Origin of the sequence: Haemophilus sp. 27098_8_127, assembly GCF_041433495.1 — a bacterium.
Taxonomy (GTDB): domain Bacteria; phylum Pseudomonadota; class Gammaproteobacteria; order Enterobacterales; family Pasteurellaceae; genus Haemophilus_D.
In genome coordinates this window covers 244380-262737 of record NZ_JAPWBP010000001.1, presented here as the reverse complement: position 1 = coordinate 262737, position 18358 = coordinate 244380, and the positions used below count along the sequence as shown (strand labels likewise).

The 18358-nt window shown below is 37.7% G+C and carries 17 protein-coding genes and 1 pseudogene; 3 read left to right on the top strand and 15 right to left on the bottom strand.

Annotated features, from left to right (window positions below):
• Positions 1-76: 76 nt before the first annotated feature.
• Both ettA and O3746_RS01225 read left to right on the top strand, forming a co-directional pair.
• A complete protein-coding gene (ettA, locus tag O3746_RS01230; RefSeq protein WP_007242265.1) occupies positions 77-1747 on the top strand; it encodes an energy-dependent translational throttle protein EttA in 1671 nt (556 codons plus the stop codon).
• Positions 1748-1802: 55 nt separating this feature from the next.
• Entirely contained in the window at positions 1803-2159 is a 357-nt protein-coding gene (locus O3746_RS01225; protein WP_295656137.1) for a SirB2 family protein, read from the top strand.
• A gap of 47 nt (positions 2160-2206) precedes the next feature.
• On the opposite strand, the pseudogene yciH reads toward O3746_RS01225, so the two are convergent.
• The 14 genes and pseudogenes from yciH to dsbC form a co-directional block, all read right to left on the bottom strand.
• Positions 2207-2526, bottom strand: a pseudogene (yciH, locus tag O3746_RS01220) (stress response translation initiation inhibitor YciH).
• A gap of 1 nt (position 2527) precedes the next feature.
• Positions 2528-3220, bottom strand: coding sequence for an orotidine-5'-phosphate decarboxylase (gene pyrF / locus O3746_RS01215; RefSeq protein WP_295656141.1), 693 nt, complete (start codon positions 3218-3220; stop codon positions 2528-2530).
• A gap of 21 nt (positions 3221-3241) precedes the next feature.
• Positions 3242-4420 (bottom strand): lipopolysaccharide assembly protein LapB, encoded by a 1179-nt coding sequence (lapB, locus tag O3746_RS01210; protein ID WP_371447562.1) that lies wholly within the window; start codon positions 4418-4420, stop codon positions 3242-3244.
• Positions 4420-4713: a LapA family protein gene (locus tag O3746_RS01205; protein ID WP_005699471.1), complete on the bottom strand. Its 294-nt coding sequence runs from the start codon at positions 4711-4713 to the stop codon at positions 4420-4422. The genes lapB and O3746_RS01205 overlap by 1 nt, the downstream gene beginning before the upstream one ends.
• A gap of 93 nt (positions 4714-4806) precedes the next feature.
• Positions 4807-5091 carry an integration host factor subunit beta gene (locus O3746_RS01200; protein ID WP_005695916.1) on the bottom strand — a complete coding sequence of 95 codons (285 nt, stop codon included), beginning with the start codon at positions 5089-5091 and terminating at the stop codon, positions 4807-4809.
• A gap of 151 nt (positions 5092-5242) precedes the next feature.
• The gene (gene rpsA, locus O3746_RS01195; RefSeq protein ID WP_049369024.1) at positions 5243-6892 is read right to left on the bottom strand and encodes a 30S ribosomal protein S1; all 1650 of its coding nucleotides are present in this window, start codon (positions 6890-6892) and stop codon (positions 5243-5245) included.
• A 96-nt stretch (positions 6893-6988) separates the two neighbouring features.
• Entirely contained in the window at positions 6989-7666 is a 678-nt protein-coding gene (gene cmk / locus O3746_RS01190; protein WP_049369023.1) for a (d)CMP kinase, read from the bottom strand.
• A 62-nt stretch (positions 7667-7728) separates the two neighbouring features.
• The gene (locus O3746_RS01185; protein ID WP_308569151.1) at positions 7729-8958 is read right to left on the bottom strand and encodes a M20 family metallo-hydrolase; all 1230 of its coding nucleotides are present in this window, start codon (positions 8956-8958) and stop codon (positions 7729-7731) included.
• Between the two features lies 1 nt (position 8959).
• Positions 8960-9466: an L-2-amino-thiazoline-4-carboxylic acid hydrolase gene (locus O3746_RS01180; protein WP_049369021.1), complete on the bottom strand. Its 507-nt coding sequence runs from the start codon at positions 9464-9466 to the stop codon at positions 8960-8962.
• 10 nt (positions 9467-9476) lie between these two features.
• Complete coding sequence (locus tag O3746_RS01175) at positions 9477-11852, bottom strand: ABC transporter permease subunit (RefSeq protein ID WP_080972320.1); 2376 nt, start codon at positions 11850-11852, stop codon at positions 9477-9479.
• Between the two features lie 125 nt (positions 11853-11977).
• Complete coding sequence (locus O3746_RS01170) at positions 11978-12667, bottom strand: 5'-methylthioadenosine/adenosylhomocysteine nucleosidase (protein ID WP_049369020.1); 690 nt, start codon at positions 12665-12667, stop codon at positions 11978-11980.
• Positions 12667-13338 (bottom strand): thiol:disulfide interchange protein DsbA/DsbL, encoded by a 672-nt coding sequence (locus tag O3746_RS01165; RefSeq protein ID WP_049369124.1) that lies wholly within the window; start codon positions 13336-13338, stop codon positions 12667-12669. The genes O3746_RS01170 and O3746_RS01165 overlap by 1 nt, the downstream gene beginning before the upstream one ends.
• 48 nt (positions 13339-13386) lie before the next feature.
• A complete protein-coding gene (recJ, locus tag O3746_RS01160) occupies positions 13387-15111 on the bottom strand; it encodes a single-stranded-DNA-specific exonuclease RecJ (RefSeq protein ID WP_049369019.1) in 1725 nt (574 codons plus the stop codon).
• Positions 15112-15213: 102 nt separating this feature from the next.
• Positions 15214-15900, bottom strand: coding sequence for a bifunctional protein-disulfide isomerase/oxidoreductase DsbC (gene dsbC, locus O3746_RS01155; protein ID WP_371447557.1), 687 nt, complete (start codon positions 15898-15900; stop codon positions 15214-15216).
• 126 nt (positions 15901-16026) lie between these two features.
• On the opposite strand from dsbC, the gene prfB reads away from it, so the two are divergent.
• A protein-coding gene (gene prfB / locus O3746_RS01150; RefSeq protein ID WP_111406587.1) for a peptide chain release factor 2 occupies positions 16027-17125 on the top strand; the annotation gives its coding sequence in 2 pieces (ribosomal slippage) (positions 16027-16101 and positions 16103-17125; 1098 coding nt in all).
• Between the two features lie 50 nt (positions 17126-17175).
• Here prfB and O3746_RS01145 read toward each other — a convergent pair.
• Complete coding sequence (locus O3746_RS01145) at positions 17176-18243, bottom strand: TIGR01620 family protein (protein WP_049369016.1); 1068 nt, start codon at positions 18241-18243, stop codon at positions 17176-17178.
• Positions 18244-18358: the final 115 nt, after the last annotated feature.

Below are 18358 nucleotides of genomic sequence, written 5' to 3'. Positions count from 1 at the left end.
TTTTGCCTTTCAAATAGCTTATTCCCTAAACATCAAGTAAAATAACCGCACTTTTATTCATAACATCGAGAAAATTATGTCAACGCAATTTGTATATACGATGCACCGTGTCGGCAAAGTGGTGCCACCGAAGCGTCATATTTTGAAAGATATTTCTTTAAGCTTCTTCCCTGGTGCAAAAATCGGGGTGCTCGGCTTAAATGGTGCGGGTAAATCAACCCTCTTACGCATTATGGCGGGCGTGGATAAAGAGTTCGAAGGTGAAGCTCGTCCACAACCGGGTATTAAGATTGGTTATCTTCCACAAGAACCAAAACTTGATCCGCAACAAACTGTACGTGAAGCAGTAGAAGAAGCGGTTTCTGAAGTAAAAAATGCACTGACTCGTTTAGATGAAGTTTATGCACTTTATGCTGATCCTGATGCGGATTTCGATAAACTAGCCGCAGAACAAGCAAACCTTGAAGCGATTATTCAAGCACACGATGGACATAATTTAGATAACCAATTAGAACGTGCGGCTGATGCATTACGTTTACCGGATTGGGATGCCAAAATTGAGCATTTATCTGGTGGTGAACGTCGTCGTGTGGCGCTTTGTCGTTTATTGCTCGAAAAACCAGACATGCTCTTATTAGACGAACCAACCAACCACTTAGATGCAGAATCTGTGGCATGGTTAGAACGCTTCTTACATGACTACGAAGGTACTGTTGTGGCAATTACCCACGACCGTTACTTCTTAGATAACGTAGCAGGTTGGATCTTAGAGCTTGACCGTGGTGAAGGTATTCCTTGGGAAGGTAACTACTCTTCTTGGTTAGAGCAAAAAGAGAAACGCTTAGAGCAAGAACAAGCGGCTGAAAATGCACGCCAAAAATCGATTGCGAAAGAGTTAGAATGGGTACGCCAAAATCCTAAAGGTCGTCAAGCGAAAAGCAAAGCTCGTATGGCACGCTTCGATGAGTTGAACTCTGGTGAATACCAAAAACGTAACGAGACCAATGAACTCTTTATTCCACCTGGTCCTCGTTTAGGTGATAAGGTTATTGAGGTAGAACATCTCACTAAATCTTACGGCGATCGCACTTTAATTGATGATTTATCATTTAGCATTCCAAAAGGTGCTATCGTAGGTATTATCGGGGCGAATGGTGCGGGTAAATCTACCTTATTCCGTATGCTTTCAGGCCAAGAACAACCAGATAGCGGCTCAATTACGATGGGTGAAACCGTTGTGCTTGCTTCTGTGGATCAATTCCGTGATTCAATGGATGACAAGAAAACCGTTTGGGAAGAAGTGTCTAACGGACAAGATGTTCTCACTATTGGTAACTTTGAAATTCCAAGCCGTGCCTATGTTGGCCGATTTAACTTCAAAGGCGTAGATCAACAAAAACGTGTGGGCGAATTATCAGGTGGTGAGCGTGGTCGTTTACATTTAGCGAAACTTCTACAACGTGGTGGTAACGTATTGTTATTGGACGAACCGACTAATGACTTAGACGTTGAAACTTTACGTGCGTTAGAAAATGCGATCTTAGAATTTCCTGGTTGTGCAATGGTAATTTCCCATGACCGTTGGTTCTTAGACCGTATTGCAACTCATATTTTAGATTACGGTGATGAAGGTAAAGTGACTTTCTATGAAGGTAACTTCTCTGACTACGAAGAGTGGAAAAAGAAAACCTTAGGTGAAGCCGCAACACAGCCACATCGTATTAAATATAAGCGTATTGCAAAATAAGAAATTAAAGTGCGGTCACTTTTGACCGCACTTTCCTTTTACATCTGGAGTGATTATGTTAGTTTATTTGCACATTGTTTGTGCATTTTTAAGTTTAGGGTTATTAATTATCCGTGGGGGAATGCAATTAAGTGGGAAAAATTGGCGCGCGATTAAACTGCTAAAAATTTTACCGCACTTAGTTGATACACTTTTAATTGCAAGTGGCTTAACGATTTTCTTCTTGGTCGGTTATCAGTTACAAAGCTGGCTTGTCATGAAAATTATCATGCTTGTGCTTTATATCTTCTTCTCGGCTAAATATTTTAGTCGTAAAGCAGTCAATCCAAACAATGCATTTCTGGCACTTGCTGTATTAAGTTTCTTGGGCGCAATTTTCTTTGCTTACCAACCAGACTTCATGGAAAGTTAATCATAAAAAAATCCATCTTCATTTGAAGATGGATTTTTTGTTTTATCTTAACCACCGGCTAATTTTACTTTAAACCCTTTTTGTTCTAAAAGTTGTTTTAGTAAATCACGTTTTTCGCCTTGAATCTCAATATTGCCGTCTTTAACTGAACCACCGCAACCACAACGCTTTTTAAGTTCAGCCGCTAACTTTTTCAATTCATCATCTGATAAATCTAGCCCTGTAATCACTGAAACACCTGCGCCTTTTCGACCACTGGTTTGTTTTTGGATGCGAACCACACCATCACCTTTAGGGGTTGTACTGGGTGCTTTTTCTCTTTAATTCGACCAACTTCGGTAGAATAAACTAAAGTACTCTCTGTCATATTACTCAATTGATGCATTAATTAAACGAAGCACTTCAGCTGGATTTTCAGCTTGAGTAATTGGACGACCAATTACTAAATAATCAGAACCAGATCGAATAGCTGCTGCTGGTGTCATGACGCGACGCTGGTCACCAAAATCACTACCAATTGGACGAATCCCTGGGGTGACTAATTTAAAATCAGGACCACAAGTATTACGTAAAATCTCTACTTCCTGTGGTGAACAAACTACCCCATCTAATCCTGCACGCTGTGTTAAATTTGCAAGACGTAAAACGTGTTCAAGTGGCGAAGAATTAATACCAATTTGCAACAAATCTAAATCTTCCATGCTTGTTAATACGGTTACTGCGATTAATAACGGCGCATCTTTTCCATAAGGCTTGAGAATTTTCTTCGCCTCTTCCATCATTTTTAAGCCGCCACTAGCGTGGACATCAACCATCCATACGCCTAAATCAGCCGCAGAACGCACCGCTCTTGCCACAGTATTAGGGATATCATGAAATTTTAGGTCGAGGAAAACATCAAATTGACGCTCGTGTAATTGTTTAACGAAACTGGTTCCCAGTGTGGTAAACATTTCTTTACCCACTTTTAAACGGCATAAGCTTGGATCAATTTGATCCACGAGGGATAACGCTTGCGCTTCCGTTTCGTAATCCAATGCAACGATTACTTTGCTATTCATAATTTTACCTCACTGTGTCAATTAATTATGTTCAGGTTTGATGGTTTCCCACTGTTTGCAAGAAGGACAATTCCACATTAATTTATGGGTTTGATAACCGCAATTTGAGCAACGATAACCAAAGCCTTGCTTAATTCTCTCTCCGACCATTTTATGTAACAAAATTAAGCTTTCTTTACCTCGCCCTTCCTCTGCATCATCAATTTGGAATTGAATAAAACGGTGGAAAATAGATGTACTTGGATTTTTGGTTAGTTGTTGATAAAGCTTTGATTGAGCTGCACTCTTGCCATCTTTCTCTTCAATCACGCTTGCTAACATTAAATCGACTTTAGTATTGTTAATCTGCTGGCTGGCTCGAATCAAGAATAACTCAAAGTTATCTCTCTCTCCTAATTCATCATAACAATATTTGAGTGTTTTCAACACTTCTCCAATGTAAATTGGATTTTGATTAAGAATATTCTCCAAAAAATGAATAGCTTGACGATAGTTTTTATTAGCCATTTCTAAATCAGCAAGTAGCATTGATGCTCTCACACTGGTTGGAGATACATTCAGCGCTTTTTGTAAAATACTACGTTTTTCGTCCGCACTTTCAAGTTCACCGCTTAAGGCATATTCACAATAACATTGTGCTAATTCCACATTATTTTCTTTGGGTGAGATCTTGGCAAGCTTCTCTGCGATATTAACGGCTTTTTTCCATTCTTTTGTTTTTTGATAAATCACCAAAAGCTGTTGCAGTGCATTTTCAGCAAATTCTGGTTCATCCACCATAATGATGTAAAGTGCTTCAGCGCGGTCATAAAAACCCACCGTCATAAAATCCTTGGCGAGTTGCTGTTTAGCTAATAATTTTTGTTCGAAAGAATAATTGGGACTACGATCGAGGGCTTGATGAATTCTTAAAGCACGATCCACTTCGCCTCGAGAACGGAAAAGGTTACCGAGCGTTAGCTCAGCTTCAAATTGAGAATTGCTTTCAATTTCATTTTCTGTTTCTTGTTTTTGCAACATATCAAGAAACAAATCAACGGCTTTATCCGTTTGATTAGAAAGCAAAAAATTGACCCCCGTGACATAATCACGGGAGAGTTTATTACTAATATCTTCCTGATCTTTCTTGGCACTCCGATGCCCCATATACCAACCATAAGCGGCGGCTATTGGCAGAAGCAGAAAGAGTAATTCAAGCATTATACTGCCTTATCGCGAGTAGTCGTTAATTCGTTAATTTGTAATGTTTGACGTTTAACTTGACGCGCTAACGACATATTTTTGAATTTTAATTTTAAGTAGAAAAATCCTGTAATTAACCAACCTAAAATCAATCCAAAACCAAATAAAATGGCAACTAATGTTGAAAGTTGGAATTGGCTTTCAGCAACAATGTAGTTAAAGGTGATTACTTGATCATTATTTGCCCCTATAGTTACCGCAACAAGTACGATAGCCAATACAATAATGAGCCCAAGAATATATTTAATCATCACAATCTCCTTTGTTAAGAATAGGTTCATTATGCCAAAATTTGTAATAAAAAACGACACCTAAGTGTCGTTTTATTGATATCGATTGAATGTTTAAGCAAAAACATTTACGCGATCTTTTAATTCTTTACCCGCTTTAAAGTGCGGTACAGATTTAGCATCTAATTTTACAGAATCACCGGTTTTAGGATTACGGCCAACTCGTGGTTGACGATGGTGTAAAGAGAAGCTACCAAAACCACGAACTTCAATACGATTACCCTCTTCTAAAGATTGTGCAATGAGTTCAAGAATATCCTTTACAATACCTTCTACTTCTTTTGCGGATAAAGTTGGGTGCTTTGTTGATAGATTTTCAATTAGTTCAGATTTAGTCATCGTCAACTCTCCTTTAAATTTATACTTAAACTTGTTATTAAGACTTACAGGTAATGCATTAGTTCATAATAAATTACCGCTAAATCCTTGTTAATTATAGCTGGTAGTAATAAGGCTGAGTCAATGACCCAGCCTTATTTATGTGAATTAATTATTCACCTTTAGCAGCTTTGAAAGCTTCAGCCATTGCGTTTGGAATAGCAACATCTTCTTGTTTGTTATTCACGTTTGCAACTGCAGCTGCTTCTTCAGCTTGATCTTTCGCTTTTACAGATAAGTGAACGATACGTGCTTTACGATCAACACCTGTGTATTTCGCTTCAACTACATCACCTGCTGCCACTTCGTTTGTTAAGTCTGCTGCACGGATATAACCTTCAACGCCACCTGCTAATTCAACTTTAGCACCTTTAGCGTCAGCTTCAACAACAGTTGCAGAAATTACTGCGCCTTTTTTGTTGATTGCTACGAAGTTGTTGAATGGATCATCTTCAAGTTGTTTGATACCTAAAGAAATACGTTCTTTCACTGCGTCTACTGCTAATACTACTGCAGAAACTTCGTCACCTTTTTTGTAGTTACGAACTGCTTCTTCACCTGCAACATTCCAAGAAATGTCAGATAAGTGAACTAAACCGTCGATACCACCTTCAAGACCGATGAAGATACCGAAATCAGTGATTGATTTGATTTTACCAGTAACTTTGTCGCCTTTGTTGTGAGTTTCAGCGAATTGAGTCCATGGGTTAGGTTTGCATTGTTTTAAACCTAAAGAAATACGACGACGTTCTTCATCAACTTCTAACACCATTACTTCAACTGTATCGCCAAGGCTTACAACTTTAGATGGGTGGATGTTTTTGTTAGTCCAATCCATTTCAGAAACGTGAACTAAACCTTCAACACCATCTAAGATTTCAACGAAACAGCCGTAGTCAGTTAAGTTAGTTACTTTACCCGTTAATTTGCTGTTTACTGGGTGGTTTTCAGCGATAGCAACCCAAGGATCTTGACCTAATTGTTTTAAGCCTAAAGATACGCGAGTACGATCTTTGTCAAATTTTAATACTTTAACAGTTACTTCGTCGCCTACATTCACGATTTCGCTTGGGTGTTTAACACGTTTCCAAGCCATATCAGTGATGTGTAATAAACCGTCAACGCCACCTAAATCTACGAATGCACCGTAGTCAGTTAAGTTTTTAACGATACCTTTAACTTCTGAACCTTCAGCGAGGTTCTCAAGGATTTGTTCACGTTCTTGGCTGTTTTCAGATTCGATCACTGCACGACGAGAAACAACAACGTTGTTACGTTTTTGATCTAATTTGATTACTTTGAATTCTAATTCTTTACCAAGTAGGTGATCAGCTTCACGTGCAGGACGTGTATCAACTAATGAACCTGGTAAGAATGCACGAACACCGTTTAACTCAACTGTGAAACCGCCTTTCACTTTACCGTTGATTAAACCGATAACGGTCGCTTTTTCTTCGTAAGCTTTTTCTAATTCAATCCAAGATTCGTGACGAACAGCTTTCTCACGAGAAAGTTTAGTTTCGCCGTAACCATCTTCAACTGCATCTAAAGCTACGTTTACTGTGTCGCCAACTTTAACTTCAAGTTCACCTTGAGCGTTTTGGAATTCAGCAACAGGAATTGCAGATTCAGATTTTAAGCCGGCATCAACAAGTACAAAGCCTTTTTGAATAGCAACAACAGTACCGCTAACGATTGAACCTTGACGGGTTTCAAGGCCTTTTAATGATTCTTCAAAGAGTTGAGCAAAAGATTCTGACATATAAATAATCTTCTTAATTTAAGTTAATAACATCCACATTAAGATCCATAAAATGCGGGGTTGAGGATAAATGTCTATTCTTCCTTGAATAAACAGTTAAATCGAAATTGACGCTTTTTCTTGAATATAAACTAACGCTTGAGCAATGACTTCATCAATACTCAATGTTGTACTATCTAACAATAAAGCATCATCAGCCGGTTTCAATGGCGCAACCTCACGATTTCTATCACGAAAATCGCGTTCTTGTATCTCGGCTAAAATCTGTGCAAAGTTACCATTAATTCCCTTATTTTGCAACTGTTTATAGCGTCTTTTTGCACGTTCTTCCGCACTCGCGTCTAAAAATAGTTTAACTTGTGCATTTGGGAAAACCACGGTTCCCATATCTCGCCCATCCGCAATCAGGCCATCATTTTTGCTAAAATCCTGCTGAAGTTGCAGTAAAGCTGACCGCACTTTTGGGAAAACCGCCACTTTTGAGGCGGCTTCCGCCACTTCTTGCGTACGGATCAAATGGCTCACATCCATTCCACCTAAAAGCACATTGACTTCTCCATTCTTTGGAATGAACTGAATATCTAAATGACGTGCTAACTCCGCTAATCCTTCTTCATCGGTTAAGTCTGCATGGCGTTTCAGTGCAGCCAATGCCGTCACGCGATAAATGGCGCCACTATCTAATAAGGTAAAACCTAACTTTTCTGCCAATGCGTAACAAAGTGTTCCTTTCCCTGCACCACTTGGGCCATCAACGGTGATGATTATCCCCATAAAAATCTCCAGTTAAAATAATAATGTAGAGAATTTTACCTTATTCTCCACATTATTGCTTTTTAAATTTGATTAGCCAGAGTTACTGTCGAATCAAGTAATACTTTTGCTCCTTTTTGACACCAATCATCTGTAATATTTTCTGCCTCATTATGGCTTAATCCATTAACACAAGGAATAAATATCATTGATGTTGGAAATTTATGATTTAATTGACATGCATCATGACCAGCTCCAGAAACAATATACTCCCAAGAATAACCTAATAAATCACAACTTTCTTGGATCGTTTTAATCAACTCTGAATTAAATTTAACTGGAGATAAAGAAACAACTTTCTTAATATCAAACACTAAATTATTTTCTCGAGCAATATCATTCAAAATTGCATAAATTTCCCTTTCGATATTTATTAAACTTTGTTCATTAGGATGACGAACCTCTAGCGTAAAATAAGCTTCACCTGGGATTACATTAGGTGAATTTGGCGTTAATTTAATCTGACCAACAGTCACACGCCCCTGATTAACTACTTCTCTCAAACCTAATTTATTAAATTTGACTATTGCATTTGCCATGCCTACTGATGCATCTTGACGCATATTCATTGGTGTAGTTCCAGCATGAGAAGATAACCCCATCAATTTGATTTGATACCAGCTCTGTCCTAATGCACCAGTTACTACACCTATTTCAGTCTGATTATTTTCTAAAACAGGTCCTTGCTCGATATGAAGCTCTAATACAGCATAAGGATGATATGATGAAAAATCGTCTGTACCTAAATAATTAATATTATTTAAAGCTTCCTCCACTGAAATACCGTCCTTATCTTTTTCAGATAATGCAGCTATAAGAGATAAATTACCAATAAAAACTGAAGCTCCCAACATAGCAGGAGAAAATCTAGCCCCTTCCTCATTTGTCCACATAACAAGATCAATTGGTCGCTCAGTTTCGATATTATGATCATTTAATGACAATAACACTTCTAATCCAGCTAACACCCCATAAATACCATCGTAACGGCCACCTAATGGTTGAGAATCACCATGAGAACCAATTAATATTGGAGCTAATCGGTTATCCTTTCCACTACGGCGAATAAAAATATTACCAATTGCATCTATTTTTATCGAAAAGCCTGCCTCTTTGGAAAGTTTAATCAAATAATCTCTTGCAAGTTTATCCTCACTACTTAATGCAAGTCTTGTTACACCATTTAAGGGGGTTTTCCCAAATTGAGAAAACACATCTAACAAATGAAGTAATCTTGAATTATTAACATCCATGCTATTCCTCATTTTTAGCTGACTCTTCTTGTAATCGATATCTAAAATCACAAAAGCCATCACCATTCATGACTGTATGAGGTCGACTTAAACTCACATTTGGTGCATATCCCTCAATAAATTTGCTATCTCGATTACAAGAAAGCAGGAAACCAATTTCTTCTAATCCCATTTCTTTATACATTTCAGCATAACGGCAACGATGTACATTATAATCATATTTATAATGATCATTATTAATAACCTCTATACGTAATGCATCATCCTTTTCCCATAAATATTGTAAGGCCACAAAGCTCTCTACACTCGTACCATTAGGTTCTCGTTTGGCATATTCCTTTCCTGCATCAATTGCAGCATTAGCTACAGCTTCCTCTATGATTGATTTAGCTTTATCTAAACCAAATTCACGTTTCATTATTTCGTAAATAGGTTTAATTATCTCTGCTTCAATTTTACGTTGCTGTAAAATACCAATCTCGACAAACTCAGGAAAATCTTTATTCATTTTCACTCCTTTAAATTACAAAATCGTTACGTAAAATTTCATTATTAATAAATCGACGAATTCGAGGATCATCATTATTTCTTAACTCACTTGGTGTTTGTAAAAATGCTATTTCACCAGAATCCATAAACGCAATTTTATCTGATACCCGCATTGCGAATTGCATCTCATGGCTCACAATAATCATTGTCATTCCTTCTTTTGCAAGTTCTTCCATAACAAGCAATACTTCTCCAACTAGTGTAGGATCCAATGCCGAAGTTGGCTCATCAAACAGCATAATTTTAGGTTTCATGACCAAAGCTCTTGCAATAGCTACTCGCTGTTGTTGTCCACCCGATAATTGATGTGGATATTTATTGGCATGTTGCAACATTCCTACTTTATCAAGCATTGCTAAAGCCAATAATCGAGTCTCATCTTTAGGTTTATTATGATACTCAGGAGCAAGGAGAAGATTTTCTAACACTGTCTTATGCGGAAATAAATTATAATTTTGGAATACCATTCCTAAATTCACAATTTTACCCACTGAATTTGAAACAAAATGGCTACCATTGATAAAGTCCTCTCCTTCTAATTTGATACTTCCTTCATCTAACGACTCTAAACCATTAATACTTCGAATTAACGTTGTTTTACCTGATCCTGAGTAACCAATAATTGAAAGTACCTCACCCCATTTTAAAGAAAGATCAATACCTTTTAGAACTTGTACGCCGTTAAAGGATTTTTTTACTCCATGTACACTCAATGCTTCATCGCTATTAGCATGTTCAGTTTTTAAAATACTATAAGGTACTAATGCTGACTTATCGATATTAATCTCAGCATAATTTTCATTTTTAATTAAAGATACATCTAATTTGCTTTCAACTTTTTTTAGCACCCAAGACAAGAAACTCACGATAATAATGTAATAAAATGCAACAGCAAGCAAAGTTTCTAATACTAAAAAGTTACGTGTATAAAGCTGTTGTCCGACTAATAAAATCTCAGTTAAAGAAATTACCGAAACAAGAGAAGTTAATTTTACAATTGTAATATACTGGTTAGTTAGTGGAGGTAACGCTACTTTTAATGCCTGAGGAATAATAATTAAACGTTGAAGCCCCCAGAATCGAATTCCTAATACTTTACCGGCTTCATATTGACCTTTAGGTATAGAGGATAAGGCTCCACGATGAATTTCTGCTATATAAGCAGATTCACTGAGCACCATAGCAATTAAACCTGCAATAAATGGATTTGATAATAAAACAGAACTAGCACTCCAGAATTGAGGCACATTATAGATAAAAATTAATAACACTAATAAAGGTAAACTACGAAACAACCAGATATAAGTATTCGAAAATTTATTAACTAGTTTTTTATTCGATTGAGTTCCAAGCGCAAGAAAAAATCCCCAAATAACAGCAAAGATCCAAGTTAATGTACTTAACTCAAATACGGTTAAAACAGCTTTCCAGAAATCAGTATTTACGAATAAGCTTGCTAAATATGACCAGTTAAAACCTTTTGATATCGTTTTATCATTTCCATTTTCACTAGCTAGAATCGCATTATCTAAGGCATTTTCTAGTCCATTTTGTTTTAATAATGCTTCATTTGGAAACTCAAGGTTATATTTTTTTAGTAATTTTTCATATGAACCATCTTCTAAAGTATCTTTTATCGCATGTGCAATAACAGCCTTACCTGATAAGTCATTCTTATTAAAAGCAAGTCCAATCAATACTGGATATAACTGTTCTTTATTTGTAATTTTTAAACGATCACCTAATTGATTAATCACCATCTGTGCAACGGCTGCGTCTTCATACTGAACATCAACACCACCAGATAAAAGTGCTTGAGCAGCCTCTGGTGCACTCGGATACTCTTTCACAATAAGCGGTTTTAGATTTTTAGGCGCACAATACTTTTCTGAAACCTCATTCATCGTTGGAATCCAAGCTGCACCTTTCATTGAAGAAATGCTTTTACCACAAAGATCCTCTAATTTTTGTGGAGAAAAGCTATCGTTACCTCGAACAACAAGAACGCCTCCCGTTTGTAAATAAGGGAGAAAATCAACTTGCTTCGCTCGTTGAGGATTAACATATAAAGCTGAAGCAACAAGATCATAATGTCCAGCATTTAATCCAATAATAATATTTTCAATTCGAGTGTCTTTAAACTCGACAGGACGATTCAGATTTTTTCCAAGTAATCGCATTAAATCAGGATCAAATCCGCTAGCCTCTTTATTATCTAAGTAAGCATAAGGAGCATAAGTTAAATCAATTCCTACTCGTAAAGGGCTTGCGTCATTAGCTTGTGAAAAGAAAGACAACAATAACAGCAATCCTCCCACAAGAGTTTTATGTATGATGTTTAGCATTTTGATAATCCTTTTATTGTTATAAAAAATAAGCCTCCATTAACGGAGGCTTTTGATTTTATGTGTTTTATAAAAGGCTATCTAATAACTGATTTCCCTATTATATAATGATTTTATATATAAGCTTACAATCTATCTATCATTCCCAACACTAATGCCGATGATTGTTTTGCTGCAAGCGGAAGGAATTCCTCAAATGACATACTTGCTGCGCCATCGCCTGCATCAGAAATAGCTCGAACGACCACAAAAGGTACGTTAAAGGCATGACAAACTTGTGCAATCGCTGTTGCTTCCATTTCTACTGCTGTTACATTAGGGAAATCTGCTTTAATTTGAGCAATTTTTTCTTCACTATTAATAAAACTATCGCCCGAGCAAATTAAACCACGTTTTACATTTTGCCCTTGTGATTGTGCAATTTCATCGGCTAAATCTGCTAATTTTTTATCTGAAAGAAAAGCCGCTGGATTTGCGGGTAATTGACCTTTTTCATAGCCAAATGCCGTCACATCGGCATCGTGATAGCGGGTTTCATCAGAAATAACGATATCTCCTACTTTTAAGCCTTTTACAACACCGCCTGCTGAGCCCGTATTTAAGACCACATCCGGTCTAGCCAATTGCAATAAAGCGGTGGTACCAATAGCCGCAGCGACCTTACCTATCCCTGATTGCAATAATGCGACTTCTTTACCATTAATTTTGCCTTCAAAAATGACCGCACTTGCCACTTTTGTTTCTTTTTTATCTGTCATTAATTGGGATAAAATTTCCACTTCTTGTGCCATTGCACCAACAATCCCGATTTTCATTATTTTTTCCTTTCTTGCTCAAGTTTATTCACTAAGAAATCTAATACCGCGACGCCATAATCATCGTTATATAATGTACTTGCGGTGAGCACATATTTTCCGCCCACAACCACATAAGGGAACGTAAATACGCCATATTCTTCTGTTAAATTAATGGCATTATTCACATCTTCTTTTACTTCAGAAGAATGCACGACCTTATTAAATTCAGCTTTACTGATCCCTTGCGAGACTATCCATTCACGCATCTTATCTAATGACGATAATTCGGTATAACGTGCCTTTTCAGAGGTTTCAAATAACAGCGTATCTGACAACTCGCCTACTTTTAAACGCTGTAAGGTATAAAATATTGTCGCTGAAAATTTTGCTTCGTTCGTAGCAACCGGGTATTCATCTAATGCCACTTTATTTGGGCGAATTTGGCTATAAAGCTGCAAGATGTCTTGCGCTGAAGAACAAACTCGACAGTCATAATCAAAGAAAAATTGGATCGGAATTTTACGATCGCTTCTTTTGGCTTGTTCAATCGGTTCTTGATATGAAAAATAATCTCGACCATCTTCAAACTGTGCGACATTCGCTGGTGGTAAGTGCGGTGGATTTTTGGCAGAAAAATCCTTTGCACTGACTTCACCGAATGCGACATTCGTCACACTCAGCAATATCATTGCAAAGGATCCTTTTAATAATTTATTCTGCCAAACTTTTTTCATAAATTAACCAATTGGTTCAATATAATCGACTAATAATTGGACGTTTCGATTTCCACGAAACTCATTAATTTCTAACTTATAAGCAAATTTTGCCTGCTTAATCGACAAATCGGGATAATACCGAGTATCGATATTAAACGCAATGGCATCTAATAATGGACCACCATTTTTAGGCTCAACAAGCATTTTTAAATGATTTTGATTTTGTCCGATAGCACGTTGCTCAAAAATTTTAAACTCACCATCAAAAACAGGCTCAGGAAAAGCTTGTCCCCAAGGTCCGCCAGATTTTATCACTTCTGCTGTTTCAATACTAAATTCATTTGCTTGAAGTTCGCCATCCGTCCAAATTACACCTTGTAATTGATCTTCATTTAACCAATCTTGCACCGTTTGATTAAAAATCTTTTGAAAATCAGGGAAAAAGCTTTCTTTAATGCTTAATCCTGCTGCCATGGCATGACCGCCAAATTTTAAAATCATATCAGGATGTTGGGAATGGATGCGCTCTAATACATCGCGCATATGCAAGCCTTCAATTGAACGCGCAGAACCTTTTAAAATACCTTCTTGATCTTGTGCAAAAGCAATAACGGGTCGATGGTATTGATCTTTGATTCGAGAAGCTACAATGCCTAATACGCCTTGATGCCAATCTGGCTGGAATAAGGCTATCCCCATAGGTAATTCATCAGAAAGTGCGGTGAGATTTCGGCAAATTTCTAAGGCTTCTAACTTCATGTCTTGCTCAATTTCTTTTCTGGCTTGATTTAAACTATCCAAATCTAAGGCTTGCGCTCTAGCCTCTTGCATACTTTCTGTAAGTAATAACTCCACACCAACAGACATATTATCTAATCGACCCGCAGCATTTAAACGGGGAGCAATCGCAAAACCCAAATCAGCCGAACAAAGTTTTTCAACTTCCCGATTAGCCACTTCTGCGAGAGCAATAATTCCTGGTCGACAACGTTTCGCACGAATTCGCATCAAGCCTTGATGGGCTAAAATACGGTTATTTTGATCAAGGGGAACAACGTCTGCAATTGTGCCGAGCGCGACTAAATCCAGTAATTCAGTAAAATTAGGTTGTGTTTCTGCCGTAAAAATACCCAATTCGCGAAATTTAGCACGCAAAGCGAGCATTAAATAAAACGCCACGCCTACGCCGGCTAAACATTTTGAAGGGAAATCACATTGTTGCAAATTTGGATTAACAATGGCATCAGCATTTGGCAGTATTTCTGGCGGTAAGTGATGATCGGTAATCAACACCTTCACCCCTTGCTCTTTTAAATACGCCACGCCCTCAAAGGAGGATACTCCGTTATCTACCGTCATCAATAACTGCACGCCTTTTTCCATTGCCATTTCAGCAACTGGCACACTCAATCCATACCCTTGCTCAAAACGATTTGGCACAAGATATTCCACATCAGTAAAGCCAAGCATACGCAAAGCTAATACTGAAAGTGCCGTACTGGTTGCTCCATCGGCATCAAAATCACCGACGATAACAATCTTTTGTTGCTGTTGATAAGCTTCAAACAATAAATCCACGGCTTGTTGAATACCGTATAATTTATTAGGGTTCAGCATTGATTGCAAAGTGCGGTCTAATTCTTGGCTATTTTTGATATGACGAGAACGATAGAGACGATCGAGTAATGCATTATCTGAAACAGGATTTCCGGCAGGAATTTCACGACGTTTGATGAGTTTTTTCACAGTATTTTGTTATTAAAAATGACCACTAAAGGAACATTCGATATGTGCTTTGATGATATGAATATTTTAAGGGCGTATATCATACGCCCTCACTACTAACAATTATTGTGCTGATTCTTGTAACACAGCTAATAAATCTTGAGGTTTTAAATATCCCCCAAGCATTTCACCTGTTGAAGTCACAATACTTGGCGTACCTTTCACACCAAGTTGTACACCTAAATCATACTGTTTTTTCACAATGTTAGGTGTTTTCAATTCTTTTGGTAAGTTACCTTTTTCTGCTTCGTTCAATGCAAATACAGGATCTTTCGCTGTCCAAATGGCTTCCATTTGGCGAGCTGTTTCATTCATTCCAGCACGTGGGAATGCAAGATAACGAACGGTAATACCTAAATCATTATATTCTTTCACTTGTTGATGAAGGATATGGCAATAATGACAAGTAATATCCATGAATACGGTCACAACATATTTTTCATTTTTTGCCGGATAAATGATCATTTCGTTTTTTAACGCATTCACTTTATCCGCTAAAAGTTTACCTGCCACATCAACTGGGCCTTTATTTGTTAATTCATACATTTTGCCTTGCAAAACATATTGACCATTTTCACTTACATATAAAATGCCTTGATCAGTCAACGCTGTTTTAAGGCCTTTTACCGGTGAATCTTTCACTTCAATATTTTTCGCACCTAATGCTTGTAATTTCGATTTAATCTCAGCATCAGTCGCCATCGCAGTGGCAGAAGCAGTGATTAAAAGTGCGGTCAGTAATTTTTTCATTTTTATTCCTAAATATCTAAACAACAAAGATTAGAATTATAAATGGATCGATGATTTGTGCAAGCCAAACTACCCAAAAAACTGAAAATGACTTATACTTCTGCCGCTTATAGAGGTTTATTTATTATGTTTGAAATTAATCCAATCAAAAACAAAATCGCCGACCTTTCCGAGCGCACATCTGTGCTTCGGGGGTATCTTTGACTTCGATGCAAAAGTTGAGCGTTTAGAAGAAGTTAATGCCGAATTAGAACAACCCGATGTGTGGAACGATCCTGAAAAAGCTCAAGCGCTTGGGAAAGAACGCGTTTCACTTGAACAAGTGGTTGATACCATCAAGAATTTAGAACAAGGTTTAGAGGATGTTGAAGGGCTGCTTGAATTAGCCGTTGAAGCTGAAGATGAAGAGACCTTCAATGAAGCCGTTGCTGAATTAGACGAACTTGAACAACAACTTGCAAAATTAGAATTCCGCCGTATGTTTAGCGGTGAACATGATGCGTGCGATTGTTATGTCGATTTACAAGCAGGTTCCGGTGGTACAGAAGCGCAGGACTGGACAGAAATGTTACTTCGCATGTACCTTCGCTGGGCTGAAAGCAAAGGCTTTAAAACAGAATTAATGGAAGTATCCGATGGTGATGTGGCGGGTTTAAAATCAGCGACGATTCGTGTTAGTGGTGAATATGCTTTCGGTTGGTTACGCACAGAAACAGGGATTCATCGTTTAGTACGTAAAAGCCCATTTGACTCCAACAATCGCCGCCATACATCATTTGCAGCGGCTTTCGTTTATCCAGAAATTGATGACGATATTGATATTGAAATCAATCCGGCTGATTTACGTATTGACGTTTATCGTGCATCTGGTGCGGGTGGTCAGCACGTCAATAAAACTGAAAGTGCGGTGCGAATTACTCACATGCCAAGTGGGATTGTTGTGCAATGTCAAAACGATCGTTCTCAACACAAGAATAAAGATCAAGCTATGAAGCAGTTAAAAGCGAAATTGTATGAGCTTGAGTTACAAAAGAAAAATGCGGACAAACAAGCGATGGAAGATAATAAATCGGATATCGGTTGGGGCAGCCAAATTCGTTCTTATGTGCTAGATGATGCACGTATTAAGGATCTCCGTACAGGCGTTGAAAATCGTAATACGCAAGCCGTACTAGATGGCGATCTTGATCGCTTTATTGAGGCCAGCTTGAAAGCGGGACTTTAATCATCTCTTTTATACAAAAAAGTGCGGTCAATTTTAACCGCACTTTTTTATTACACTTCTTCTTTTTCTTTCAGTTTATTCTTGCCTAGCACCGTATCTTTCATTACCGTGAGCAATTCTTTTTGAACATGAGAAAGTTTTGGCTTTTCTGCTTTATCAAATGCCAGTGGACGACAAAACTCCATAGCCTTAATGCCTAATCGAGCTGTCAATACTCCCACGCCGATCCCCTGTGCAGCTCGTGCAGAAAGTTTTGCGGTAATATCTTGCGAAAGCCAATCCATCCCTAAATCTTGCACGATTTCAGTCGCACCGGCAAAAGCAAGATTCACTAACACCATTCTGAGCAAACGAAGACGGGTAAAATACCCAAGCTCAATCCCATAAATCGCTGCAATTTTATTGATTAAACGAATATTTCGCCACGCAATAAAAAACATATCAATAACGGCCAAAGGACTAATTGCCACAATCACAGCAGATTCTGCCGACATTTTTGTAATCAGTTTTTTCGCTTTTTGATCAAAAGACTGTAACACCGTCTTACTGAATAAATGGGTGACTTCGCGAGCAGAATAACTTTCATTCAGCTGTTTTTCCCATTGGACAATTGAGGGATGTTGCGAATCCAATTTTAAGGTATCAGCAATCGATAAACACAAGGCTTTTCCTTTCTCGCTATCCTGTTCAGAAAAAACTTGATGATTTTTAACCGCACTTTCACCTATTAATCGCTGACTTTGTTCTTGTAAATTCAAACGCTTTTTGAGTTTCACTAAACGTCGCCATTCTGCGATAATTTCAGATAAACCAAACAGCACTACCACAAAACTCACTAACGCAAAAGCAAGGTAAATCCATTGTTGGTTCTGATAACTGTCCCAAATCCATTGAACAGATTGTGCAACCGTCGCCCCTAAAAATAAAAGTGCGGTCAATTTTAAAACCGTTTTCCAACCACTCGCTTTTGGCTTCACTATTTGTTCAAATTGCTCGTCCAATAACTCCCCTTCTAAAGGTTCATTATCGATGGTTGTTTCAACATTATAAAATTCCTGCTTAGGCAGAATTTCTTCCTCTTCTGGTTGTTGAGATTGTGTGAAAATTTGTTTTGTCATTATTCTTTCCAATAAAAATAGAAACGGTATTTTACTTCGAATTTCTTTAGCAAATCTTAAATGGCTGAAATAAAAAAGCAATATTGACTAGAAAATAAAATGAGCTACTATAGTC